This window comes from Cognatiyoonia sp. IB215182, assembly GCF_033963905.1.
Lineage (GTDB): Bacteria > Pseudomonadota > Alphaproteobacteria > Rhodobacterales > Rhodobacteraceae > Yoonia.
Genome location: NZ_JAXBMB010000005.1, coordinates 286,669 through 309,231, shown reverse-complemented (window position 1 = coordinate 309,231; position 22,563 = coordinate 286,669). Strand labels below are relative to the sequence as shown.

General features: G+C 58.1%; 28 protein-coding genes. 16 read left to right on the top strand and 12 right to left on the bottom strand.

The window, feature by feature from the left end; all coding sequences use genetic code 11:
* Positions 1–23 precede the first annotated feature (23 nt).
* From SLH47_RS12290 to dnaQ, 4 genes are read left to right on the top strand one after another with little or no spacing between them, the layout of a single operon-like run.
* Positions 24–623 carry a nucleoside triphosphate pyrophosphatase gene (locus SLH47_RS12290; protein ID WP_320239813.1) on the top strand — a complete coding sequence of 200 codons (600 nt, stop codon included), beginning with the start codon at positions 24–26 and terminating at the stop codon, positions 621–623.
* Positions 620–1,447: a shikimate dehydrogenase gene (locus SLH47_RS12285; protein ID WP_320239812.1), complete on the top strand. Its 828-nt coding sequence runs from the start codon at positions 620–622 to the stop codon at positions 1,445–1,447. Before SLH47_RS12290 ends, SLH47_RS12285 begins: the two co-directional genes overlap by 4 nt.
* Entirely contained in the window at positions 1,444–2,034 is a 591-nt protein-coding gene (coaE, locus tag SLH47_RS12280; RefSeq protein ID WP_320239811.1) for a dephospho-CoA kinase, read from the top strand. The genes SLH47_RS12285 and coaE overlap by 4 nt, the downstream gene beginning before the upstream one ends.
* Positions 2,027–2,758 carry a DNA polymerase III subunit epsilon gene (dnaQ, locus tag SLH47_RS12275; protein ID WP_320239810.1) on the top strand — a complete coding sequence of 244 codons (732 nt, stop codon included), beginning with the start codon at positions 2,027–2,029 and terminating at the stop codon, positions 2,756–2,758. The genes coaE and dnaQ overlap by 8 nt, the downstream gene beginning before the upstream one ends.
* Here dnaQ and secB read toward each other — a convergent pair.
* Both secB and SLH47_RS12265 read right to left on the bottom strand, forming a co-directional pair.
* Positions 2,755–3,252 carry a protein-export chaperone SecB gene (secB, locus tag SLH47_RS12270; protein WP_320239809.1) on the bottom strand — a complete coding sequence of 166 codons (498 nt, stop codon included), beginning with the start codon at positions 3,250–3,252 and terminating at the stop codon, positions 2,755–2,757. The two genes, dnaQ and secB, sit on opposite strands and share 4 nt — an antisense overlap.
* A 58-nt stretch (positions 3,253–3,310) precedes the next feature.
* Positions 3,311–3,790: an FxsA family protein gene (locus SLH47_RS12265; RefSeq protein WP_320239808.1), complete on the bottom strand. Its 480-nt coding sequence runs from the start codon at positions 3,788–3,790 to the stop codon at positions 3,311–3,313.
* A 112-nt stretch (positions 3,791–3,902) separates the two neighbouring features.
* On the opposite strand from SLH47_RS12265, the gene SLH47_RS12260 reads away from it, so the two are divergent.
* Genes SLH47_RS12260 through SLH47_RS12250 form a run of 3 tightly spaced genes read left to right on the top strand, consistent with a single transcriptional unit; the run spans position 3,903 to position 6,168 of the window.
* Complete coding sequence (locus SLH47_RS12260; protein ID WP_320239807.1) at positions 3,903–4,562, top strand: Tim44/TimA family putative adaptor protein; 660 nt, start codon at positions 3,903–3,905, stop codon at positions 4,560–4,562.
* On the top strand, positions 4,559–5,587 hold the full coding sequence (locus SLH47_RS12255) for a murein transglycosylase A (protein WP_320239806.1): 1,029 nt from the start codon (positions 4,559–4,561) through the stop codon (positions 5,585–5,587). Before SLH47_RS12260 ends, SLH47_RS12255 begins: the two co-directional genes overlap by 4 nt.
* Positions 5,587–6,168, top strand: coding sequence for a Smr/MutS family protein (locus SLH47_RS12250; RefSeq protein ID WP_320239805.1), 582 nt, complete (start codon positions 5,587–5,589; stop codon positions 6,166–6,168). Before SLH47_RS12255 ends, SLH47_RS12250 begins: the two co-directional genes overlap by 1 nt.
* Positions 6,169–6,184: 16 nt before the next feature.
* Here the strand turns inward: SLH47_RS12250 and SLH47_RS12245 are convergent, their stop codons facing one another.
* Positions 6,185–6,640, bottom strand: coding sequence for an SRPBCC domain-containing protein (locus SLH47_RS12245; RefSeq protein WP_320239804.1), 456 nt, complete (start codon positions 6,638–6,640; stop codon positions 6,185–6,187).
* On the bottom strand, positions 6,618–6,968 hold the full coding sequence (locus SLH47_RS12240; protein ID WP_320239802.1) for a metalloregulator ArsR/SmtB family transcription factor: 351 nt from the start codon (positions 6,966–6,968) through the stop codon (positions 6,618–6,620). Before SLH47_RS12240 ends, SLH47_RS12245 begins: the two co-directional genes overlap by 23 nt.
* 60 nt (positions 6,969–7,028) lie before the next feature.
* Between SLH47_RS12240 and SLH47_RS12235 the strand changes: the two genes are divergently transcribed.
* The 4 genes from SLH47_RS12235 (at position 7,029) to SLH47_RS12220 (ending at position 11,702) form a co-directional block, all read left to right on the top strand.
* Positions 7,029–7,358 carry a hypothetical protein gene (locus tag SLH47_RS12235; RefSeq protein ID WP_320239801.1) on the top strand — a complete coding sequence of 110 codons (330 nt, stop codon included), beginning with the start codon at positions 7,029–7,031 and terminating at the stop codon, positions 7,356–7,358.
* Between the two features lie 105 nt (positions 7,359–7,463).
* Entirely contained in the window at positions 7,464–9,719 is a 2,256-nt protein-coding gene (locus tag SLH47_RS12230) for an NADP-dependent malic enzyme (protein ID WP_320239799.1), read from the top strand.
* A 120-nt stretch (positions 9,720–9,839) separates the two neighbouring features.
* On the top strand, positions 9,840–10,754 hold the full coding sequence (locus tag SLH47_RS12225; protein ID WP_320239797.1) for a transferrin-binding protein-like solute binding protein: 915 nt from the start codon (positions 9,840–9,842) through the stop codon (positions 10,752–10,754).
* A gap of 81 nt (positions 10,755–10,835) precedes the next feature.
* Entirely contained in the window at positions 10,836–11,702 is an 867-nt protein-coding gene (locus tag SLH47_RS12220; protein WP_320239796.1) for a ribokinase, read from the top strand.
* Here SLH47_RS12220 and msrA read toward each other — a convergent pair.
* Positions 11,693–12,325, bottom strand: a complete 633-nt coding sequence (gene msrA, locus SLH47_RS12215; RefSeq protein ID WP_413785639.1) for a peptide-methionine (S)-S-oxide reductase MsrA — start codon at positions 12,323–12,325, stop codon at positions 11,693–11,695. The genes SLH47_RS12220 and msrA overlap by 10 nt on opposite strands.
* 184 nt (positions 12,326–12,509) lie before the next feature.
* Here msrA and SLH47_RS12210 point away from each other — a divergent pair, with 184 nt between their 5' ends.
* Both SLH47_RS12210 and SLH47_RS12205 read left to right on the top strand, forming a co-directional pair.
* A complete protein-coding gene (locus tag SLH47_RS12210) occupies positions 12,510–13,409 on the top strand; it encodes a D-amino acid aminotransferase (RefSeq protein WP_320239795.1) in 900 nt (299 codons plus the stop codon).
* Positions 13,406–14,110, top strand: coding sequence for an HAD family hydrolase (locus SLH47_RS12205; protein WP_320239794.1), 705 nt, complete (start codon positions 13,406–13,408; stop codon positions 14,108–14,110). Before SLH47_RS12210 ends, SLH47_RS12205 begins: the two co-directional genes overlap by 4 nt.
* Here the strand turns inward: SLH47_RS12205 and SLH47_RS12200 are convergent.
* The gene (locus SLH47_RS12200) at positions 14,100–14,360 is read right to left on the bottom strand and encodes an SCP2 sterol-binding domain-containing protein (RefSeq protein WP_413785644.1); all 261 of its coding nucleotides are present in this window, start codon (positions 14,358–14,360) and stop codon (positions 14,100–14,102) included. The two genes, SLH47_RS12205 and SLH47_RS12200, sit on opposite strands and share 11 nt — an antisense overlap.
* Positions 14,361–14,523: 163 nt before the next feature.
* On the opposite strand from SLH47_RS12200, the gene SLH47_RS12195 reads away from it, so the two are divergent.
* Positions 14,524–15,444 (top strand): hypothetical protein, encoded by a 921-nt coding sequence (locus SLH47_RS12195; RefSeq protein WP_320239792.1) that lies wholly within the window; start codon positions 14,524–14,526, stop codon positions 15,442–15,444.
* Positions 15,445–15,455: 11 nt separating this feature from the next.
* Here the strand turns inward: SLH47_RS12195 and SLH47_RS12190 are convergent, their stop codons facing one another.
* Together SLH47_RS12190 and SLH47_RS12185 are read right to left on the bottom strand one after the other, a co-directional pair.
* Positions 15,456–15,917 (bottom strand): GNAT family N-acetyltransferase, encoded by a 462-nt coding sequence (locus SLH47_RS12190; RefSeq protein ID WP_320239791.1) that lies wholly within the window; start codon positions 15,915–15,917, stop codon positions 15,456–15,458.
* A 2-nt stretch (positions 15,918–15,919) separates the two neighbouring features.
* Positions 15,920–17,140, bottom strand: a complete 1,221-nt coding sequence (locus SLH47_RS12185; protein WP_320239790.1) for an argininosuccinate synthase — start codon at positions 17,138–17,140, stop codon at positions 15,920–15,922.
* Positions 17,141–17,306: 166 nt separating this feature from the next.
* Between SLH47_RS12185 and SLH47_RS12180 the strand changes: the two genes are divergently transcribed.
* Both SLH47_RS12180 and SLH47_RS12175 read left to right on the top strand, forming a co-directional pair.
* Positions 17,307–18,035 carry a hypothetical protein gene (locus SLH47_RS12180; protein WP_320239789.1) on the top strand — a complete coding sequence of 243 codons (729 nt, stop codon included), beginning with the start codon at positions 17,307–17,309 and terminating at the stop codon, positions 18,033–18,035.
* A gap of 28 nt (positions 18,036–18,063) precedes the next feature.
* Positions 18,064–18,852, top strand: coding sequence for a WecB/TagA/CpsF family glycosyltransferase (locus SLH47_RS12175; RefSeq protein ID WP_320239788.1), 789 nt, complete (start codon positions 18,064–18,066; stop codon positions 18,850–18,852).
* A gap of 8 nt (positions 18,853–18,860) precedes the next feature.
* Here SLH47_RS12175 and SLH47_RS12170 read toward each other — a convergent pair whose 3' ends face one another.
* From SLH47_RS12170 to SLH47_RS12155, 4 genes are all read right to left on the bottom strand, one after another.
* The gene (locus tag SLH47_RS12170; RefSeq protein ID WP_320239787.1) at positions 18,861–19,874 is read right to left on the bottom strand and encodes a glycosyltransferase family 2 protein; all 1,014 of its coding nucleotides are present in this window, start codon (positions 19,872–19,874) and stop codon (positions 18,861–18,863) included.
* Positions 19,875–19,957: 83 nt separating this feature from the next.
* Positions 19,958–20,533, bottom strand: coding sequence for an isopropylmalate isomerase (locus SLH47_RS12165; RefSeq protein WP_320239786.1), 576 nt, complete (start codon positions 20,531–20,533; stop codon positions 19,958–19,960).
* 220 nt (positions 20,534–20,753) lie between these two features.
* Positions 20,754–20,954, bottom strand: coding sequence for a hypothetical protein (locus SLH47_RS12160; RefSeq protein ID WP_320239785.1), 201 nt, complete (start codon positions 20,952–20,954; stop codon positions 20,754–20,756).
* Positions 20,955–21,291: 337 nt separating this feature from the next.
* On the bottom strand, positions 21,292–22,524 hold the full coding sequence (locus SLH47_RS12155) for a hypothetical protein (RefSeq protein ID WP_320239784.1): 1,233 nt from the start codon (positions 22,522–22,524) through the stop codon (positions 21,292–21,294).
* Between the last annotated feature and the right edge of the window lie 39 nt (positions 22,525–22,563).

The following is a 22,563-nucleotide window of genomic DNA, read 5'->3' as shown; positions in this document are numbered from 1 at the left end:
GATTTCTCCGCCAGGTTATCCACATGACTGATCGCATCATTCTCGCCTCGGGGTCCGAGATCCGCAGCCAATTGCTCCAGAATGCCGCTGTACCTCATGATGTCATCCCTGCACGGATCGATGAAGAGAGCGTCAAATCGTCCCTGCAGGCCGATAATGCATCCCCCCGCGATGTTGCCGATCTTCTAGCCGAGCTCAAGGCGCAACGGGTAGCGGCGAAGCATCCCGATGCGCTTGTGATCGGCTGCGACCAGGTTTTGGCTTTTGACCGGGTGATCCTCTCCAAACCGTCAAGCGAAGAAGATGCAATATCGCAATTGCAGAATTTGCGCGGTCAGACGCATCAGCTCCTCTCCGCTGCCGTGATCTACGGTGAGGGCCGCCCGCTTTGGCGCCATGTGGGTGTTGTGCGCCTGCATATGCGTGATCTCTCTGACACATATATCGCTGATTATGCTGCGCGAAACTGGGACAGTATCCAACACAGCGTTGGCGCCTATAAGCTGGAAGAAGAAGGTGTGCGCTTTTTCACACGCATTGAAGGGGATTATTTCAATGTCCTGGGTCTGCCGCTGCTTGAACTCTTGTCATATCTCACGCTTCGCGGAACACTGACCTCATGAAGGATGTCCCCCGCGCGGCTGTGATTGGCAACCCGGTTTCGCACTCGCTTTCGCCGAAATTACATAATTACTGGCTCTCCCGCTATGGTTTGGCTGGCCGGTACGAGGCGTTGCAGGTGGCCGAAGATGCGCTGGCTCACACGTTGCGGGCCTTGCCAGAGCAGGGTTTTATCGGCGCGAATGTCACGATACCCCACAAGGTCGCAGTGCTCCAATTGGCGGACAACGTGACGGACCGCGCGACCCTGATCGGCGCCGCCAATACCCTGATCTTTACCGATGATGGCCGTATTTTTGCCGATAATACAGATGGTTATGGGTTTACCGCCAATATCCGGCAAGAGGTCCCCGATTGGGATCCGAAGGCCGGTCCAGCTGCCATCTTCGGCGCGGGCGGTGCAGCGCGAGCGATTATCGTTGCTTTGGCCGATGCGGGCGTCCCCGAGATCCGTCTGGCCAACCGCACCCGCCTGAAGGCCGAAGCGCTCAAGGCCGAGTTTGGCGCGCGCATCCAGGTCTATGACTGGGTGCAGGCGGGGCCGATGCTGGATGAAGTGGCTTTCGCAGTGAATACAACCTCTCTTGGCATGAAGGGCGCGCAACCGTTCAAGGTACCGCTTGATGAGCTGAGCCCCGATGCGATTGTGACCGACATCGTTTACACACCCTTACGAACCGCGTTTCTTGACGCGGCGGCGGAACGCGGCTGCCGCACGGTGGATGGGCTGGGCATGTTGCTGCATCAGGGCGTGCCCGGATTTGAACGCTGGTTTGGCACCCGACCCGAAGTGGATGAGGCGACACGCCGCGCGGTTTTGTCGTGAGCCATCTGCTGGGCCTGACCGGGTCGATTGGTATGGGAAAGTCGACAACGGCGCAGATGTTCCGCGATGAAGATGTGCCGGTCTGGGACGCGGATGCCTGTGTTCATGCACTTTATGACCAAGGCGGTGCGGCCGTTGACCCAATCGGTGCGAAGTTTCCCGATGCGATTGTCGATGGCGCGGTTTCCCGAAATGTCCTGAAAGACCTGATCGCGGAGGATTCGGCGGTGCTGGCCGAGATTGAGGCGATTGTGCATCCGCTTGTCGCCACAGATCGCCAGGAATTCTTGAAAAACAACAAAGCCCCCTTGCTCGTTTTCGACATTCCCCTTCTCTTCGAAACCAAAGCTGATGCATGGTTGACCTCCGTGCTCGTCGTCTCTGTCCCTGCGGATGTGCAAAAGCAACGCGTCATGGCCCGGCCGGGCATGACAGAGGCGCAGTTTGAGGCGATGCTGGCAAAACAGATGCCGGATGCCGAGAAACGCGCGCGGGCTGATCATATCATTGAGACGCTGGATATGGACGACACCCGCGCTGCTGTGCGACATCTGATTTGCGAACTGACAGGTGCAGCCGATGCGTGAAATCGTTCTTGATACTGAGACCACAGGTTTTGAACCCGGCGAAGGCGACCGGATCGTCGAAATCGGGGCGGTCGAGTTGCGCGGCCACGTGCCCACGGGCCGCACCTATCATCAATATATCAACCCGCAACGTTCCATGCCCGAAGAGGCGTTTGGCGTGCATGGCATTGGCCCGGACTTGCTCGAGCCGCCCCGAGAACCCCAACCGGGGCAAGAGACGTTGCGGGACAAACCGGTTTTTGCGGATATTGCGCAGGACTTTGTGGATTTCGTTGGCGATGCGAAACTTGTCATCCACAATGCTGCCTTTGACATGAAGTTCCTGAATGCTGAGCTCGGTTGGGTCAATCGCCCGCTTTTGCCGATGGATCAGGCCATCGACACACTGGCGATTGCGCGACGGAGATTCCCCGGCTCGCCTGCTTCACTTGATGCGCTTTGCCGTCGCTTTGACATCGATAACTCATCGCGCACCCTGCACGGCGCGCTGCTCGACAGTGAAATCCTGGCTGAAGTCTACCTGGAATTGATCGGCGGCCGGCAGCCTGACTTCGCGTTATCAAGCGCGGCGCAGGTCACGTCTGGCGGAGTTGCCGAAGACGCATGGCGGCCAACCAAGCGGCCCACGCCTTTGCCATCGCGATTGACCGATGAGGAAACCGCCGCCCATGCCGCCTTTGTGGCGGAACTGGGCGACGATGCTGTGTGGAAAAAGCTGGCTTAGTTTGCCTTGGCCTTTTCAGCTTCTGCACGGCGGGCGAGTTCGGCCCGGTAAAGTGCAAGGAAATCAATGGTTTCAAGGTTCAGCGGTGGGAAGCCACCGTCGCGGGTCACGTCACTGACGATCCGGCGCACGAAGGGGAATGTCATCCGCGGGCATTCGATCAGAAGGTAGGGATGCATCTGTTCGTCAGGCACGCCGCTGATCTCAAAGACACCACCATATTCCAGCTCCAGCACGAAAAGCGGCTCGCCCTTCTCTTTGGTCTTGCTGGTGATGTTGAGCTTCGTGATCACCTCAAAATGGTTGTCGGCATTGCGCTTGCGGGCATCCAGGTTCACCTGGACCTGAATCTCGGGCTGAGCGTCACCGGTCACGCCTTTCTGGGCCAGGATGTTTTCGAAAGACATGTCGCGGATATACTGCGCCATGATCTTGTTGCTGGCTTGCTGTTGGGGTTGTGCGGGCTGGGCGCCGTTTTCGGGGGCGTCGGACATGGGAACGTGCTCCAATAATTTCAGGTTCGCGCGTTCCTAGCAGGCCCTTTGAAAAGGCTCAATGCTGGGTCCAGCCGGATGGCCGATGCGTGGGCTTTTTGTCGTGGGGGACTTCCTGAAAGTCACCATCAATCACCTGATCATCGGGCTGATGCGACTGCGGATGCTGTTGCCCCATGGTAAAGGTCTGCACCCTGATACGAGACCGCGCCCACAGGAATGCGGCCCGGCGGATGCCAGGCACCAAAAGCGAAAGGCCAACCGCGTCGGTGAAAAAACCGGGCGTGAGCAGCAGTGCCCCGGCAAAGAGGATCATTGCGCCATTGGCCAAAGGCTCGGTCGGGTCTTTGAGTTCCGAGAATGACCGCTGCAGGTTACCCAGTTCCCGGATACCTTGATTGCGCACCAGATAAGACCCGGCAATCGCCGTCATCAATACGATCAATAGGGTCCAACCCAGCCCGATATAGCCGCCAACCTGAATGAACAGGGCGATTTCGATCATCGGAACAGCAATAAAAGCAAGTAACAGCCACATGGTCGGCGCCTTTCGTAACTTGTTCGGGGGTAAGGTGGACTTGCCCCGGTCCACGACCTACATAGGGACCGACCGGGCATGTTTCCATGCCTCACCCTGAAACGAGGCGCGAATGAACTCTCCGATTATCCAGCTTTTGGTGCTTGCTGGCATTGCTGTTTTCCTGATCCTGCGGTTGCGCGGTGTGCTTGGTACGCGTGAAGGATATGAAAAACCTGCGGTGACACGTCCTGACCCATCACGCAGGTCAGCGCCGGAATTTGACGTGATCGAGGGCGGTCCTGATCTTGATATCACGGATCATGTCCCAGAGGATTCCGATCAGGCCAAGGCCCTGGCCGCGATGAAGCGTGTGGACCCGTCATTCAACGTGGGTGAGTTTCTGGGCGGTGCGCGTGGCGCATATGAAATGATCCTGATGGCGTTTGAAAAAGGTGACCTGGACCAGATTGTGCCGTTCATCTCGGAAGATGTGTATGAGGCGTTTGCGAGCGTCGTGGATGATCGCCAGCGACAGGGGCTGACAGTAGAGGCGAACTTTATCGGGATCAGCGATATGAGCCTTGTTGATGCAGAATTTGACGAAGTCACCAAAGAGGGTGAAGTGTCGGTGCGGTTCAAGAGCGAGATGACGTCCGTTGTCCGTGACAATGCCGGCGATATCGTTGAAGGCAGCGATAAAGAGATCAAGCGCCAGAAAGACACCTGGACCTTCTCGCGCAGGATGGATTCGGGCGACCCGAATTGGAAGCTTGTCGCCACTGGCGAATGATCCGTGAGGGCCTTGGTGCCATTGCGCTGTCACTGATATCAGCGGGGCATGCGATGGCGGACCCGACCTATACGCAGCTGACATATGACGACCTGAATGGCTGGGCGGCGGATGATCATTACGCCGCCTTATCCGTTTTTCAGAACACTTGTCGTGATCTGCGCGGGATCGAGTGGGAGGTCGTGTGCGATTTCCTGCAAACCGATCCTGATCCGCGCCATTTCTTTGAACGGTTCTTTACCCCTGTCCTGATTGAAGACGGCGATCCGATGTTGTTCACGGGCTATTTTGAGCCGGAACTACCGGGGTCACGCGAACGTGGCGATGGCTATCAGTTTCCGATCTATGCGGTGCCGGATGATCTGGTGCCGGGAGAGCCCTATTATACAAGGCGTGAGATTGATGAGGATCAGCCGCTTGCGGGCCGCGGTTTGGAACTCGCCTGGCTCACCGATCCGGTTGATCTGTTCTTTCTGCAGATCCAGGGTTCGGGTCGCATCCGCCTGCCGGATGGGACGGTCATGCGCGTAGGTTATGGTGGCAAGAACAGCCGTGATTACTCGTCCGTTGGCATGGCGCTTGTTGCGCGGGGGATTTTTGAGCCGCATCAGGTCTCGGCCGCTGTGATCCGCAACTGGGTGCGCAAGAACCGACCGGAGGGCCGGGAATTGCTGTGGGAGAACGAAAGCTATGTGTTCTTCCGCGAGGTGAGCGAGGTGCCAGCAGAGCTGGGACCATTGGGCGCGATGAACCGGTCGATTACGCCGTTTCGGTCGATTGCTGTTGATCCGGCCTTTGTAACGCTCGGCGCGCCGGTCTGGATTGAGAAAGCTGGGGCGGAGCCCATGAACCGCTTGATGATCGCGCAAGATACCGGATCGGCGATCAAGGGGGCGCAGCGGGCCGATATCTTTTTCGGTACGGGTGAGGAGGCAGGTCGCGCTGCCGGGCGGATCAAGGATGATGGTCGCATGGTTGTGCTGATGCCCAGCGCTATGGCGCAGCGCCTGATGGCGGAAGACTGATGCGCCGCCCCCGCAATCTGTCGGCGGAGGAACGGGCCTTGTGGGACCGGGTGGCGGAACGCACGACGCCGATGAATGGCCGCCGCGCCGATCCTCTGCCGGAGCCGCCAAAGAAGGACATGCCCGCACCACGAACGGAACCGATCCCTTCTTTTCGTGTGGGAGAAACCGTCAACGGTCGGGAGCGGCGTGATGTCTTGCCCGGCATCGCTGATCGGATGGCAGAGGCACCGGTCAATATGGACCGCAAGTCATTCGGCAAGCTCAAGCGCGGCAAGCTGAAACCGGAGGCGCGGCTTGATTTGCATGGGATGACGCTGGCCGAGGCGCATCCCGCGCTGATCTCATTCATTATGGGATCGCAGCAGATGGGCCGCCGTTTGGTGCTGGTGATTACAGGTAAGGGCAAGGACCGCGACGATGGCGGCCCGATCCCAACGCGTTTGGGTGTGTTGCGCCATCAGGTGCCGCAATGGTTGGCGCTGCCGCCGCTTGTCGGGGCCGTTTTGCAGGTCACGCCCGCGCATTTGAAACATGGCGGGCATGGTGCCTATTACATCTATCTGCGGCGCCAGCGCTAAGCTGTGGTGCTTTTTGTCAGGCCGCGCGCCGCGTACCGGTAAAGAAGTTTGCGAGGCGTTCGAATGATGCGGTCCACCCGGCTGCGACAGTATCCTTCAGGAAGTCGGGCACGGGGGATTGGACCAGTGTCACCTTGGTCTGGTCGCCGACGGCGGTGAAGGTGACGTGGACTGCCATATCAGCGCCGCCGTCCACGCCCGGCATGGTGTAGGACAGAAGCTCTGGCGGTTTGTATTCCATCAACCGCCCGTCGATCAGATGCTCGCCATGCCCTTCGATGGTCATCAGATGTTGGTAGCATCCGCCCTTTTCCTGTTCGATTGTCGAAACCACCTTGGTCGTTTGCCCGCAGCCCCACCAATGGGTGGTCTTTGCGGCATCAATCCAGGCGTCGAACACGCTGGCCTGCGATGCGTCATAAAGGCGTTCGACGATGAGGGTGTTGCCCTCAACCTTGGTCTTTGTCGTCATCTTGATCCCCTTTCCTTTGGGTGAGAATACGGTCGACCTCGTCAAAGTGTTCTTTCCAGAAGGTGCTGTAATGCCTGATCCAGCGGGCCGCTTCATCGGCGCGTTCGGCGCGGGCGCGGACAAATTGTTCACGTCCGCGCTTTTCCTTTTCGATCAGCCCGGCATCGTGAAGCGTGCGCAGATGGCGCGAGATGGCGGGCTGCGACACGTCGAAAGCATCGGTCAGTTGCGAGACATTCTTTTCGCCCGTTGACAGATTGACGAGGATGCCCCGCCGGATCGGGTCGGCGAGCGCGCCGAAGATAAGGTCGAGTTCTTGCGAATCCATAACAATATGGTTATATATTTGCGTGCGGAATGCAAGTGCCTTGGCACATGGGGAACGGTCATGTCAGAGAGAACAAAAAACCTGGCCATCTATCGCGACCTCGTTGCGCGGTTCTTTGACGACAAGGTCAAGGGTAAGGCCAACCCTTACACATCCATGAATGGCAATATGTACAGCCTGCTGGACCCTGCGGGCCGTATTTGCCTGCGAATGGCCGAGGAAGAGCGCGCGCGGTTTGCCGAAAACTTCGGCACAGAACCGGTCGAACAATACGGGGCGATTATGCGGGGATATGTGGCGATCCCGAATGAACGGCTTGTCGAACCGGATGTGCTGGAAGAGGCCTTTGCCGCATGCCTGCATCATGCGCGATCTTTGAAGAAAAAGTAGGCGCGGGTCATCTCAGCGTCTTGCCTCGGACAGCTGCCGTCAAACTCTTTCTTGTGCCTTCAATTCATTCCCCGCTATGTCTTGTGGGCAGATCGGGGGGACAGCATGTCAAAAGCCAAACACACGCGCGAAGACGCGCTGCAATTCCACATGCAGCCCACCCCCGGCAAGTGGGAGATTAACGCGACAGTCCCCATGACCACCCAGCGGGATCTGTCGCTGGCCTATTCTCCCGGCGTGGCGATCCCCTGCGAGGAAATCGCGGCGGATCCTTCGACCGCTTACGACTATACGAACAAGGGCAACCTCGTTGCTGTGATCTCAAACGGGACGGCCGTGCTGGGTCTGGGCAATCTTGGCGCGCTGGGCAGCAAGCCGGTGATGGAAGGCAAATCGGTCCTCTTCAAACGTTTCGCCGATGTGAACTCCATCGATATCGAGCTGGATACCGAGGACACCGACGCCTTCATTCAGGCCTGCAAGCTGATGGGGCCCACCTTTGGCGGGATCAACCTTGAAGACATCAAGGCCCCCGAATGCTTCATCATCGAACAGACGCTGAAAGAGCAGATGGATATCCCCGTCTTCCACGACGACCAGCACGGGACGGCGGTGATCTGCGCGGCTGGGCTGATCAACGCGCTGCATTTGTCGGGCAAGAAGATCGAAGATGTGAAGATCGTGCTGAACGGCGCGGGGGCGGCGGGGATTGCCTGTATCGAGCTTCTGAAATTCATGGGCGCGCGGCATGAAAACTGCATCGTCTGTGACACGAAGGGCGTGATCTATCAGGGCCGGACCGAAGGGATGAACCAGTGGAAGTCGGCCCATGCGGTCAAGACCGACCTGCGCAACCTCGAAGAAGCGATGAAAGGCTGCGACGTGTTTCTGGGGGTTTCGGTGAAGGGTGCTGTGACGCCTGCGATGGTCGAAAGCATGGCCGAGAACCCGGTGATCTTTGCCATGGCCAATCCGGATCCGGAGATCACCCCAGAAGATGCGCATGCAGTGCGCGAGGATGCGATTGTGGCGACGGGGCGCAGCGATTATCCGAACCAGGTCAACAACGTCTTGGGCTTCCCCTATCTTTTCCGTGGCGCTTTGGACATTCACGCCCGCGCGATCAATGAGGAAATGAAGATCGCCTGTGCCGAGGCATTGGCCGCCCTCGCCCGCGAGGACGTCCCGGACGAGGTCGCGATGGCCTACGGCAAAAAGCTGACCTTTGGCCGCGACTACATCATTCCCACGCCCTTCGATCCGCGCCTGATCCACCGCATTCCGACCGCCGTCGCACAGGCCGGCATGAAAACCGGCGTCGCGCGGCGACCGATTGTGGATATGGATGCATATGAGCTGTCACTGAAATCCCGGATGGACCCGACGCAATCCATACTGCGCAGCCTGAACGCCCGCGCCCGGTCCAATCAGTCCACCGTAGTTTTCGCCGAAGGGGACGACCCCCGTGTCTTGCGCGCCGCCGTCCTCTATCAACGGTCCGGTATGGGCAAAGCGCTCGTCGTCGGGCGTGACGATGATGTGAAGGAAAAACTGACAGCGGAAGGTCTGCCAGAGGCTGTTGCCGAGCTTGAAATCGTCAACGCCGCCAATACCGACCACCTCGAAACCTACAAGGATTTCCTCTATCAACGGCTGCAACGCAAAGGCTTTGACATGGCGGATGTGCACCGCCTCGCCGCCCGCGACCGGCATGTGTTTGCAGCTCTTATGCTGGCGCATGGCCATGCCGATGGCATGGTTACCGGGGCCACGCGGAAATCGGCGCATATCCTGGAACTGATCAACCATGTCTTCGACGCGGAACCGCATGATGGCGCTGTCGGCGTGACGGCGGTTCTGCACAAGGGGCGTATCGTCTTGATCACGGATACATTGGTTCATGAATGGCCCGACGAAAACGACCTCGCCGATATCGCAGAGCGCGGCGCTTTTGTGGCCCGCGAATTGGGGTTAGAGCCTCGGGTCGCATTTCTGTCCTTCTCGACCTTTGGCTATCCGGTATCGGAACGGGCCGAGAAGATGCATAAGGCGCCCCTTGTGCTGGACGCGCGCAAGGCGGATTTTGAGTATGAGGGTGAGATGACGGTGGACGTGGCGCTGAATACGCAAGCGCAGGAAAACTATCCCTTCCAGCGGCTCACTGGTCCCGCAAATGTCCTTGTCGTGCCTGCCCGGCACTCCGCGTCCATCTCTGTCAAGCTGATGCAGGAAATGGCGGGGGCGACGGTGATTGGGCCGATCCTGTCAGGCATTGGAAAGCCGATCCAGGTCTGTTCGACTGTCTCAACCGTCAACGACATCCTGAACATGGCGGTGATCGCCGCCTGCAAAGTGGATTGAACGCTGACGCCCTGAAAAAAGGATCCTTGGTCGGGGAATAAGACCGCAGCCTCACCCGTAGTCGGTTTGATAGCGCCCGGACATGCGGCGCATACATATCAATGCCAAGCGGGGTGAGACATGCAGTTTTTTAAGAAAATAGGGACCATTGCGGTCATAGGTTTGTCATTTGCGGCCTGCAGCAGCGGTGACGGCGGCGATGATCTGCCAGAGCGGGACCTGGGGCTATTTTTCGGCAGCACCGACCCGCAACAAGCCCGCAATGGTGTTGACTATGCGGATGCCACAACAGAGCTTTCGGATCTTGAAGGGCAAACATTCACCGTCCGCGTTGTCCGTGTCACCGAAGATGAAGAGACCGGCGAGGTACGCCAGGAAACCACGGATGAGATTGTCAATTTTCAGGATGAGGAAAACCTGACAATCACACTTGATGTTGCGACGCTGAACATCGTGGATGGTGAAGCGCCCGCTGATGATGGCGATGTCTTTACCCTTCGGAGACGGGAAGGAAGCAGTGTTCAGGGCTTCGTGCTGGAAAAGAGAGATCCAGATGCGATTACGATTAACATCGGTACCTCAAGTTTTCTGATTGGGGCCGAGACTAATCCCGATCAAATCGACGCCCTGACGGGGTCCGTCACATACACTGCCCCATTGCAGATCAATCCCGTTGTCGGGAACCGGAACTCTTTGCGTGGTGACGTCACGCTTGAAGCCAACTTTGCGTCATCGACGGTGTCCGGCGATGTCACGCTCGCCCAGGTTGGGACAGGCGTTGAAGTTGGGCTGGACCTTGCCCCCGCTGCTATCACTGGCAATGGATTTGCAGGGGATTTGACGATCGGCACTTGTAGTGAGGCTAGCTGCACATCCGACAGCGAAATCGGTGGCGTGTTCTTTGGCAATAACGGTGCAGAAATTGGTGGTCTGATCAATCTTGATGTCACGATCAGTGATGCAGATGGCACAACCACAGATCTGATCGGAACCGATGCATTCGTTGCGACCGAAGAGGTTCTGTGTTGCGAATGAATGACGCCTTGCTGACTTGTTGGGTTTGAGCCATCACAGATTGACGGCTAAGAAGGTCGAGCAAGAAATGGCGGGCAAAACATGGCAATCTGGAACCTCGGCTCAATCAACGCGGATTTCGTCTATGCCGTGCCGCATGTGCCTGCGCCGGGGGAGACTCTCGCCTCGACCGGGCGCGAGCTCTTTCTGGGCGGCAAGGGTGCGAATATGTCGGTGGCGGCGGCCCGTGCGGCGGCGCATGTTCATCATATTGGCGCGGTTGGCGCCGACGGGCACTGGGCGGTTGAGCGGCTGCTGGAATACGGCGTTGATACACGGAATATAGCCGAGATCGGGACCGAGACCGCGCAAGCGATCATCATGGTGACCCCCGATGGAGAAAACGCCATCGTTTTGCATCCCGGCGCCAACGCCGAAATCCCTCAGGCCACTTTGCAGACCGCAATGGCTGAGGCTTCGACAGGTGATTGGCTGGTCATCCAGAACGAAACGAACCTGCAACGCACTGCTGCTGCTTTGGGTAAGAAGATGGGATTGCGTGTCGCCTATGCGGCGGCCCCATTTGATGCCGAACGCGTTGAGGCGGTGCTGCCCCATCTCGACTTTCTGATCCTGAACGCGGTGGAAGCTGCTCAGCTCGAAACCGCGACCGGTCTGGCGCCTGCTGATCTACCTGTCTCCGACGTAATCGTCACGCTTGGCGCCGATGGGGCGGAGTGGTTTGGCAAGGACGGGCGCCAGCACTTCCCGGCCATTGAAGTCGATCCGGTTGATACCACGGGGGCAGGTGACACATTCACCGGCTATGTGCTTGCCGGGCTGGATCGTGAGATGCCGATGGCGCAGGCGATTGGACAGGCGATGAAGGCGGCCGCACTGATGGTGACACGCCATGGCACGGCGGATGTGATCCCGGATCTCTCCGAGGTGCAGGCGTTTCAGTCCTGAACAAAAGGTGCGGCGTCACCCCATAGTGCCGCGACCCGCGCATCCCGCCCACAAGCCTCGCGATAAAACTTGTAGGCCTCGGCCTGGGTCTTCACACCCCGACGCGTGACGATCAAACGCTCCCCGCGATAGTAGTCCTGATGAATGTCCTCGGCCACGTAAAAGGGTGCGGCATCGAGGATCGGGGTCACAATGCGCTGGCCGAGATCACGTTCAGCCCGGGCTTTCGCCTGTTCGGCCGCCGCCCGCTCTGCTGGGGTAGCCACGAAAACGGCGGTGCGGTAGCTCTCGCCCCGGTCGCAGAATTGCCCACCCGCGTCGGTCGGATCGATGGAGCGGAAGAACGCATACAGCAGCTGGTCGTAACTCACGATATCGGCGTCATAAGTGATCTCAACCGCTTCGTAATGACCCGACCCCTTGATCGTGCGATAGGTTGGGTTCTCGGTCGCCCCACCGGTATAGCCAGAGACCACCTCAACCACACCGCCCAGCGATTCAAAATCGCTCTCAACGCACCAGAAACAGCCACCCGCGACATAGGCTGTTTGCAGGGTTTCCGCCTTGTTCATCCCCGGCCAAAGGGCAAGGCAGAGTGTTAGCGTTAGGATGACGTGTCGCATACTGGCCTCATTGCCCGCCCGCTGATGTTTGGGCAAGGCGGTGCGTCACGCCTTCACGCATCCGTGAAAGAGGGGTGGTGCAGAAAACTTGGATGATTTTTGCCAAGACTATTCGAATAGTCTTGGACAGAGTTGGCGGACTGAAGGATCATGTTTGGACGTTACCTTTACGCAAGTCTATCACATGACCAAAATCACAACCCATCAAGCCGAAGAGGATGCCCGGAATGAGGCGATCCTGACTTATGTCGATGGCCGGATTGTACCAAAGGCGGAGGCGATGGTCAGCGTCTATGACAGTGGCTTCATGCTGGGGGACGGGGTTTGGGAGGGGTTGCGCCTCTACGACGGCAAATGGGCGTTTCTGGATGAACATCTCGACCGGCTCTTCGAGGCCGCGAAAGCGATTGATCTGGAGATCCCGATGGATCGGGATGGCGTGGCCAAGGCCCTGATCCAGACGCAAGAGGCCAACGGGATGACTACGGACGCCCATGCCCGCCTGATGGTCACGCGCGGGGTGAAAGTGCGGCCCTTTCAGCATCCTTCGCTATCCCGCTCTGGCCCAACATTTGTGATTATCGTGGAGCATTCGCGGCCCAGCATTCCGCGCCCAATTGCTCTGGCCACCGTACCACATCAGCGCGGCCTGCCGATGACGCAGGACCCGAAACTCAACAGCCATTCGAAGCTCAATTGCATCCTCGCCTGCATCGCCGCCGAAAAGGCGGGCGCGGATGAGGCGCTGATGCTGGATGTGCATGGCTTTGTGAACACGACCAATGCTTGCAACTTCTTCATCGTGAAGAATGGTGCGGTTTGGACGAGCACGGGCGATTACTGCATGAATGGGATCACGCGGCAGAAGGTCATCGATCTTTGTCGCGCCAATGACATCCCGGTTTTTGAACGCAATTTCAGTCTCGTCGATACCTATTCGGCAGATGAAGCGTTTCTGACCGGGACTTTCGGGGCGCAGACGCCCGTGGGTAGCATCGATGGCCGGGCGATTGGGACAGGGCAGCTTGGGCCGATGACGGCGCGCCTGCGTGATCTTTACAAAGATCTGGTGGCCCGTTCATGAAGATCGCGATGTGGTCGGGGCCGCGGAATCTCTCAACCGCAATGATGTATGCGTTCGGAAACCGCGCCGATTTTGCCGTTTGGGATGAGCCGTTTTACGCGCCCTATCTGGCCGCGACTGGTGTTGATCATCCGATGCGCGAAGAGGTTCTGGCGACGCATGAGACCCACCCGCAGGTTGTCGCGGCCCGCTGTGCTGGGCCGATCCCGGACGGCAGACCGCATTTCTACATGAAGCATATGCCGCATCACATGGTGGATGGCTTCCCGCTGGATTGGGCCAAGGGTTGCGTGAACATCCACCTGATCCGTCATCCGGCGCGGGTCATCGCGAGCTATGGTGCCAAGCGGGATGCGATGGAGATGGCCGATATCGGCTTTGTCGCGCAGACGCGGATTTACGACGCGCTGGGCGGCAAAGTGATCGACAGCGCGGATATCCGGGCCGATCCGGCGGGCGTGCTACGGATGCTTTGCGATCACATTGGGCTACCGTTTGATAACGCGATGCTATCCTGGCCTGCAGGCCCCCGTGCGGAGGACGGTGTCTGGGCCAAACACTGGTACAACGCCGTGCACAAAAGCACTGGTTTTGCTGGCGCTGAGGCGGATTTGCCAGTGGTGGCGCCACAATACCAAGACCTCCTCACCGAAGCCTTGCCGCACTACGAAGCGATGGCGAGCCTGCGGCTCAGGCCTTGAGCAATTCACCCAGTTTCATCGCGACACGGGCATCGCCAGAGACTTTCAACTTGCCCATCATCACGCCGGTCATCGGGTTCAGTTTGCCAGTGATCAGTTTCGCCAGATTGGCCGTAGTGATGCCGATGGTGCAGGCCGTGTCCTGATCATCGCGGCTGACGGCGTTGTCGGCCAGAACGATCACACCGTCCTGCCCACAATCAAACTTCAGGCTGCCAGTAAACTCCCGGCTGGAAAGCCCCTTTTGCATCTTCGCGGCGATCTCTGAAATGTCCAAAACCGTCTCCTCTTTACTGCGCAATCGGTACGAAGATGAGCCCGCGCGCGCAACAGTGACGCTGGGTGAGGAATCTCCCACTTCGCGGTGTTGGTACAGGATGCTAGAAAAACCCCGTTTTTAGCCGGAGCGTGCCATGTCCGATCATCCCGATACACAGCCAGCTGACCAAACGCTTGATGTGACGCTGCAAGAGCTGATGCCGACACTGGAACAGAAAAGACGCACCGGCCTCATTTTCGCGGCTGGTGTGAGTGTGGTCGCCATCGCGTTGAGCGTATCGATTTGGGCAAGAGCGGATGCCGACAATCAAGTTGTCTCATTCGCGCCTGTCTTCGTTGGCGTTGTTATCCTGTTTTTCATCAACGGTTGGGTGACGAAAGGGCAGCAGCGCATGGTGCTGCCGCATTTGGCCAAGGCCATCAATCTGCAGTATGAGCAAAATGGCCGTGCCTTTCTTGACGCGCTTCCCTCGCGGCTTTTGCCAAAGGCCGGCGTGCGCCGGGCCGAAGACTGCATCTCTGGCACTATCGGCGACCGGCGTTTTGCGCTTGCCGAGGTGAAGTTTGAAACCGGTGGTAAGAATTCTCGCACACTCTTTCGCGGCATTGTTGTCCGGTTTCAGAATGCTGCGCCCATTCCAGCTTTCTTCATAGCACCAGAGCGCAAGACCGGGGGCTGGTTCAGCCGGATGAATGTCGACGATCTTGTTCAAGTCGACAGCGTTACCGGGCAGAAGGGTGAAGTTTATGGCGTCTGGCTTTCACAGCACGGAGTTGAACAAAACAACCCGGCACTGCGGGGTGTGATCGATCTGCTGACGGATCTTGAGACGCAGGTTGGCGATTTTGCCCAACTGTTCTCTGCCACAAGCACCGGTGAGGAAATGCATATCGCCCTGTCCCACTTCCGGGACATGTTCAAGGTAGGTGGCCTGCTCGCCAACCGCGAAAAGATCATGGCGGGTATCACGGATGCGTTTGAAGATCTGAACGTCCCGTTGCGGATCGTGTCGGCGTTGCTGGAGGTCGAGAAGGCCTCTGGGCAGGCCGAATAGCTGGCCGTTCGTCAGAGCACCTTCTCTAGCTGCACCTCTTTACCGGACTTGTGGCCAGTGAGGGTGTAGCCCAGCGCCTGGTACATCGCGATGGCTGCCACGTTGTCTTCGACTGCCTGGATTTGCACGCAGCGGCGGCTGCGTTTGCGGGCCCAGTCTTCGGCGAAATCCATGGCGGCTTTGCCGTGGCCTCGCCGTTGAAAGTCTTTGCCGATCAGGAGGCGCCAGACATAGACCGCCTCGGGGTCATCGATCTCTTCGCGATCGTCATGTTCCGCCATGTCGATCAGGGCGATAAGGCCGACGCGGGTGTCTCCGTCCCATAGGCAGAAATCATAAGCGCCGGTTTCAAACCGGGCCTGGGCGATTGTCACGATGTTGGGCGCGATGAAGCGGTCTTGCTCCGGGTGGACGGTGATGTTTTCCAAAGGGACAACATCGGCACCCGTCACAGGACGCGCTGCGAACGCCACGCCTAGCCTTTTGCGCGCCGGTTGCGGGCGGCCAACAGTTTGAGCCGCAGTGCGTTGAGCTGAATGAAGCCTTGCGCGTCGGACTGGTCATAAGCGCCCATGTCATCCTCGAACGTCACATGCTCTTCAGAATAGAGCGTCTTGTCCGACCAGCGCGCGACCGTGTTGCAGGCGCCCTTGTAGAGCTTCACGCGGACGGTGCCCGAGACATGTTCCTGGCTTTTGTCAATCAGCGCCTGCAGCATCTCGCGTTCGGGGCTGAACCAGAAGCCGTTATAGATCAGCTCTGCATAGCGCGGCATGATGCTGTCTTTCAGGTGTCCAGCGCCTGCGTCCAAAGTGATCTGCTCGATGCCGCGATGCGCCTCTAGCAGAACCGTGCCACCCGGCGTTTCATAGATACCGCGGGACTTCATGCCGATGAAGCGGTTTTCGACCAGATCGAGACGGCCAACGCCGTGTTTACCGCCAAGTTCGTTCAGCTTGGTCAGCACTGTAGCGGGCGACATCCGTTCGCCATTGATCGCAACGGCGTCACCACGTTCAAACGTGATTTCAACCATTTCGGGCGTATCGGGCGCATCTTCAGGCGCAACGGTGCGCTGGTAGACATGTTCGGGCGCTTCCTCGGCGGGGTCTTCGAGGATTTTGCCCTCGGACGAGGTGTGCAACAGGTTCGCATCCACGCTGAACGGCGCTTCGCCGCGTTTGTCCTTGGCAATGGGAATCTGATGCTTTTCGGCAAAATCGATCAGCTTGGTCCGGCTGCCCAGATCCCATTCGCGCCAGGGTGCGACGACTTTGATTTCCGGGTTCAGCGCATAGGCGGCGAGTTCAAACCGGATCTGGTCATTGCCCTTGCCGGTCGCCCCGTGCGAGACCGCGTCGGCCCCCTCGGCGGCTGCAATCTCAACCAACCGCTTGGAAATCAGCGGGCGGGCGATAGAGGTGCCCAGAAGGTATAGCCCCTCGTAAAGCGCATTGGCGCGGAACATCGGGAAGACGAAATCGCGGACGAATTCCTCGCGCAGATCCTCGATGTAGATGCCCGTCGCACCCATCATCTCGGCCTTTTTGCGGGCAGGTTCGAGCTCTTCCCCCTGTCCCAGATCGGCGGTGAAGGTCACGACTTCACAGCCATATTCCGTCTGCAACCACTTGAGAATGATCGAGGTATCCAGCCCGCCGGAATAGGCGAGCACCACTTTCTTCGGAGCCGTCATGCGCGGTGCCTTTACATCAGATGTGTCCTTCAGGGCGCGATAGCTGTTTTCAAGGAGAGGGGCAAGGCGCGGGCGGTTGACGGGCGCGGATGGGGCATGCGAACTGCGATGGGAGAGATGGTGAGAGGCGACGATGGCATTGCAGATTCTGCGGCATGCATTTTTCATGATCTATCGCAATTTTGGACAGGCCTTGCGGGTCTCGGTTGGTCCATATCTGGTGCTTTTGGCTGGCTTCGCTTTATTCGTCGCCCTTTTTCAGGAGCGGCTGAATCTGCTGGGCAGCCCTGGCACCTTATCAGGGGCAGACGCGGGCATCATTTTCCTGGCCTTGATTGGCATGGCCATTTTCGGGCTTTTGATCTTTAGCTGGGTTGCGGTGTCCTGGCACCGGTTTGTTCTTTTGGAGGAGTATACCGGCGCGCTACCGGCCCTTTCTGACAGGCCAATCGGGGCCTATGCCGGGCGAAGCATTCTTTATGCTTTATTGCTTGTGATCTTCGCGATCCCGCTTGTGCTTGTGCTGGGGCCGTTGGCGACAATCGGGCCTTTGGTGATGCAATGGGTGGTCGGGCTTGCGCTGGTATCGGTGCTGACCTTTGTCTGGCTGCGGATCGCGCTCGCTTTGCCCTCGGTCGCAGTTGGCCAGCCTATCCGGATGGGCGAGGCTTGGGCGGCCTCTGCCCCGCTGTCAGGGGCGATCTTCGGTGTTTCAGTTTTGCTGGTCGGGCTAAGCGGTTTTGCCGACAGCCTGAGCACGGCGGTGATGGTTGCCATTCCCGTTGTGGGTGTTGTGCTGAACATCGCCATTCAATGGCTGATCATTATGTTGGGGGTCAGTATTCTTACCACGCTTTACGGTCACCTGATCGAGAAGCGCCCTTTGATCAATTAGGATTGGGTGCGAATTGGACTTGAAGAACATGGTTGAAAACGATGGGCATGTCGCTTGGGTTCCCCGCGACAAAGGGCCCAATGTGATCGTGAATATGCCGTCGTTGGATGCGCTTTTGTCCGATATGCGCGCTCACTTTGCCGGGCGAAGAGGCTTTAGCCTGGCGACGCTGAACCTCGATCATGTGGTGAAGCTGCGGGATGATCCGGCCTTTCGGAGTGCCTATCAGGCCCAAAGCCATGTGACGGCGGATGGCAATCCGATTGTGTGGCTCTCGCGCTTGGCGCGGCAACCGGTTTCGCTTTTGGCGGGGGCCGATTTGATCGCGCCATTGGCACAGCTTGCGGGTGAAATGGACGTGCCGATCGGATTGCTGGGCAGTACCGAGGAGACGTTGCAGGCAGCAGCGGATGCGTTGCAGATGGAGCATGCAGGTCTGCGTGTTGTGACCTGTATTGCGCCGCCGATGGGCTTTGATCCGACGGGCGAGTTGGCGGATCGGTATATCGCTCAGCTTGAAGATGCGGGCGTTGCGATGTGCTTTCTGGCTCTGGGCGCCCCAAAACAAGAGATGTTCGCGGCCCATGCGATGTCAAAGACGGATCGTGTCGGGTTTGTCTCAATCGGTGCCGGTCTGGATTTCATTGCCGGCACACAGATACGCGCCCCGAAATTCGTGCGTGCTATCGCGGCGGAATGGGTTTGGCGGTTGATGACCAATCCCAGACGGCTGGCCGCCCGCTATGCCGCCTGCATCATGGTGATGCCGGGATTGCTGCGATCGGCGTTACGCGCGCGGCGGGCGAACGGTGGCTGAAGCCTCGGCTACCAGTGTCCTGCCCCTGTCCCGCGCGCCATTTTGAACTGCGCGATCACGTAAACCACCAGATCAAAGCCGAACCCAACAAGCACGATTGCCTTGCGTTTGAGGCTTTGCGCGCGCAGGTTTCCCAGCCGCTTCGTCAGGAAGTGAACCGGAACATAGCCATATCGCCGCGGCAGTGCTTTTTTGCATGTGCGGGCCAGCCAATCGTCATCTTCTGCTGCCTCTCGCAGCACTTGATCGGGCTTGTCAGATTGCCGAACCACGTCGAAGATGATCGCGTTGATGGCGCTGCCGATCACGATCCGCACCTGGTGGCGGATCAGGGCGCGGATGCCGCGTTCTGACGCGTAGACGTGAAAGATCGTCTCGTCCCCATCGATCAGATCAAGGTCTTCGGGGTGGCGGAAAAGGTCGGTCAGGGTCATCGCGCGGACAAATCCATCTTCAACCGGCAGGCCGATGGGAAGATGAAAGCTGCGTGCGGTTGCCGCGCGCATGATGTAAAGCTGACCACAGACGGCCTTGCGCCAATTGTCGAGCGTGCCGCCTGCGGCGGCGATCATCTTGTCGCGGTAGTTCAGGTTTTCTGGCGCATAGACGATGTCTTTGACGGGTTTGCTTGATGCGATCACCCGCTTGGGGTCGGCCTGCACAAAGGCGAGGAGCCTTTCCAGCGTGTCGGGTTCGGGGATGTCGATGTCGGCATCGCAGAAGAACAGATAATCGGCATCAGCACGCGCGGTTTCGTGCACGAACGCGTTCCAGGCCCGGGATTTTCCGCCGATGGCAAGGTCGCAAATCTCAAAATGCCGACCATGCGGCAACTCGCGTATGGTTGTTTGTGCCACGCCCACCGTCTGGTCGGTACAGCCATTAGCCAACACGATGATCCGCACGGAGATGTTGGAATTGTCGAAGATGCTCTGCTTTGCCAGCATGGTGAGGAGCGTGCGCATGTTGGCTTCTTCGTTATGCGCGAAAATAGCCAGATCGACCTTCTGGATCGCTGTCAAAACATGCCCTCGTGTAAATACATTGCGTCAATCTGCGGATCACGCGAGGACGCTATCATGTGTTGCGGGGCAGGCAACAGACGCTAATCGACGGGATTCCTGCGTCTGCTGATGAGGACGAGCGCGTTTATCGCAATCAGCGCGATCCCACCAAGTTCCAGAAGCCAGTTCATGCGGACGCCGCCAATTTCAAAGCCTATCAGACGATCCATGTGATGAAAGCCTGCGGCGCGAATGGCCACGAATCCCAGAAGGAGGCAAAGACCCAGCAGAGCGAGCCAGATCTGCGGCAATTGCCGCCGCATTGTCCATGCAAGTGTCAGACCAAGAACCAAGGCTGCGGCTGCTACAAAGAAGATGAATGCGACCTGGACCGACCGCCGGTCTTCATACCAGCCCTGCGCTTGCGCGAGGCAACGCGCCGCTGCAGTGAGCGCCGACTGAAGATCGAGCTGTTTGTTGATCGCAAGCAAACAAAGCAGTCCCGTGACGACCACCCAGAAGAAGCGCCCGCGGCGAGAGTTGGTGGCAACGACGCTGAGTGCCAGAACGGTTGCGAGAGCATAGGCGACAACTGTTGCCCAGCCAATCAGTGTCGGATCACCGATCTGTGGTGACCATGCCGAAAAGACGCAATCAAAAAGATCCTGCGTGTTCAAATCAAACCCGTACCACTAAAATGTTCGCTCCAGGCGCGCAAATGATTGGTATGAGTTGGCCATGCTTCCGTCAACGGCGTGAAGGGTTGTGCCGTCCACGGGCGCATCAAGGTAAAATGGTCATTTTCTGGAAGAAGTTGTCGGGTCGAAACGGAATTCAAAGCTTCCGGTAATACTTACCCAAAAAGTTGTGGATGTGACGCAACCGTCACGAAGGCAGTTAGCTGCGTTGTGTAACGCCAGCTTTGGTTGTGTGGCTCTGCTTTGGGATCAAGCTGTATACGGCCGTCAGAACCGTACCGACGATACCTGCCACGACGTAGACGACAAACGCTGTAAGTAACCCGTAACCCGCAAAAAGTGCCGCTGCCGCGGCAATGACGCCGGACAAGATCCCGAAGGCGATAGCAACGATAAACATCATCAACTCCTTCCTTTGGGGACTAAAGCACCGGTTTCACCCGAAGCACGCATGAACTTGATCAACAACCATGTCCAAACTTTGTCCATATATTGGCGAGGTTACGCTCCTTGTATTAATATAACCTTAACGTTGCGCCAACTTTCCCAAAACAATCACTAGTGTGATGTCGATATTAGGGCAGTAATGATATCTGCCAACTCATTTTTGGGGTAAGTCGGCGGGAATTAGCCCAAATTTGGGAACAAATGCTCGATTCGGGATGAATTGTCGCAGTATTTGGTAAGCAATCATCAGTTGATACGGCATCGATTCCGCCGACTCTTGGAAAGACCCGTCAGGGTCGCCAAGAGATTGGGCGTTCCAACCCAAGGAAGAGTGAGTTCGACCGGCGCTCAGTCCCATCTTCGTCCCGCAAATTGATTCCTGCACCGAGGCTGAATGACCAAACGGGCGTGAGTTCGACGGCATATCGTCCGGTCACACTGCCTGTCGCCAAACGGTCGGATCCATCAGGATCGCGCGCCTCGCCAAACGTGACTTCAAAAACCATGTTGCTAATCGGCGTCAGCTCTTGCGCATAAGTGCCGCGCAAGGTCGTTGTCGTCCGGTCCCCGCCAGGAGGGAGAGACCGGTTCGCGCTCAGATCTATCTGAGCGGCGGGCCGGGGCAGGCTATAGCCCAGACTGCCCGTGACGCGTGCATCGCCAAATTCGTCTTCGACAACCCCCAGCGAACCGGAAATGGCGCTACGCGGCAGTGCCAATCGGCGCGACACCGAACCTGCCCAAAAGATGTCATCCGCTTCATCTCGGGAGGAACTGAGTTGAAAAGTCAGATCACCCAGAGGACGGTCAACTGTGACTGACCCGCTGAGCGTCAAGCGATCTTCCAGTGGTTCGCCGACCTCATCGGTTTGGGTGTAGCTGAGGTCAAGATTGCCGGTTGTCACCTCGTTGAAATTCAGTCGCAGGCCAGCGCTGACGGATCCGGTATCGCTGTCTGCCAATGCGGCACTTGCATCTTCGTAACGGAGGAACTGCTGACTGAAGCTGACCCGATAACCCAACGGGGCCGTTTCACCCCAGCGCAATCCGGCGGCGATTGTTGATGAGGTTCGCGTTCCGGTGCCGGTCAGGTCTTCAAAATCGTCGGGCAATTCGATCTCGCCCTCATCGTTGATGAAATCGGAAGCGTCCCGCAGGAATTCGATGTCAGATCGGATGGCGCTCACCGACGCGTTGATTACGGCATCAGCGCTGTTGCGGTCATAAGACAACCGGATGCTGGCATCGTCATTTGAAACATCGCCCTCCAGGGCGCGGAAATCTGTGCCCAGACCGAAAGCGAGCCGATCCGTCCGGGTTTCTGTGACGGCGCCGAAACGCAGACCAAGGGTCGCCTCAACCTCGTCTTCCTCTTCCGGTGTGGAAAGGTCGCGATCTGTGCTCGCCTCAAGGGATTGGTTGATGTCGAAGGTGAAAAAGACACCACCCGGCTCTGCCTCTTGTGCTGTCAGAACAACCGGGCATAGGCCACCCGCCAAAATGAGGCCAATTCGCTTTCTCATGTCAGACCACTCCCCTGCGGTAGTCCGGGGTGGTGGACG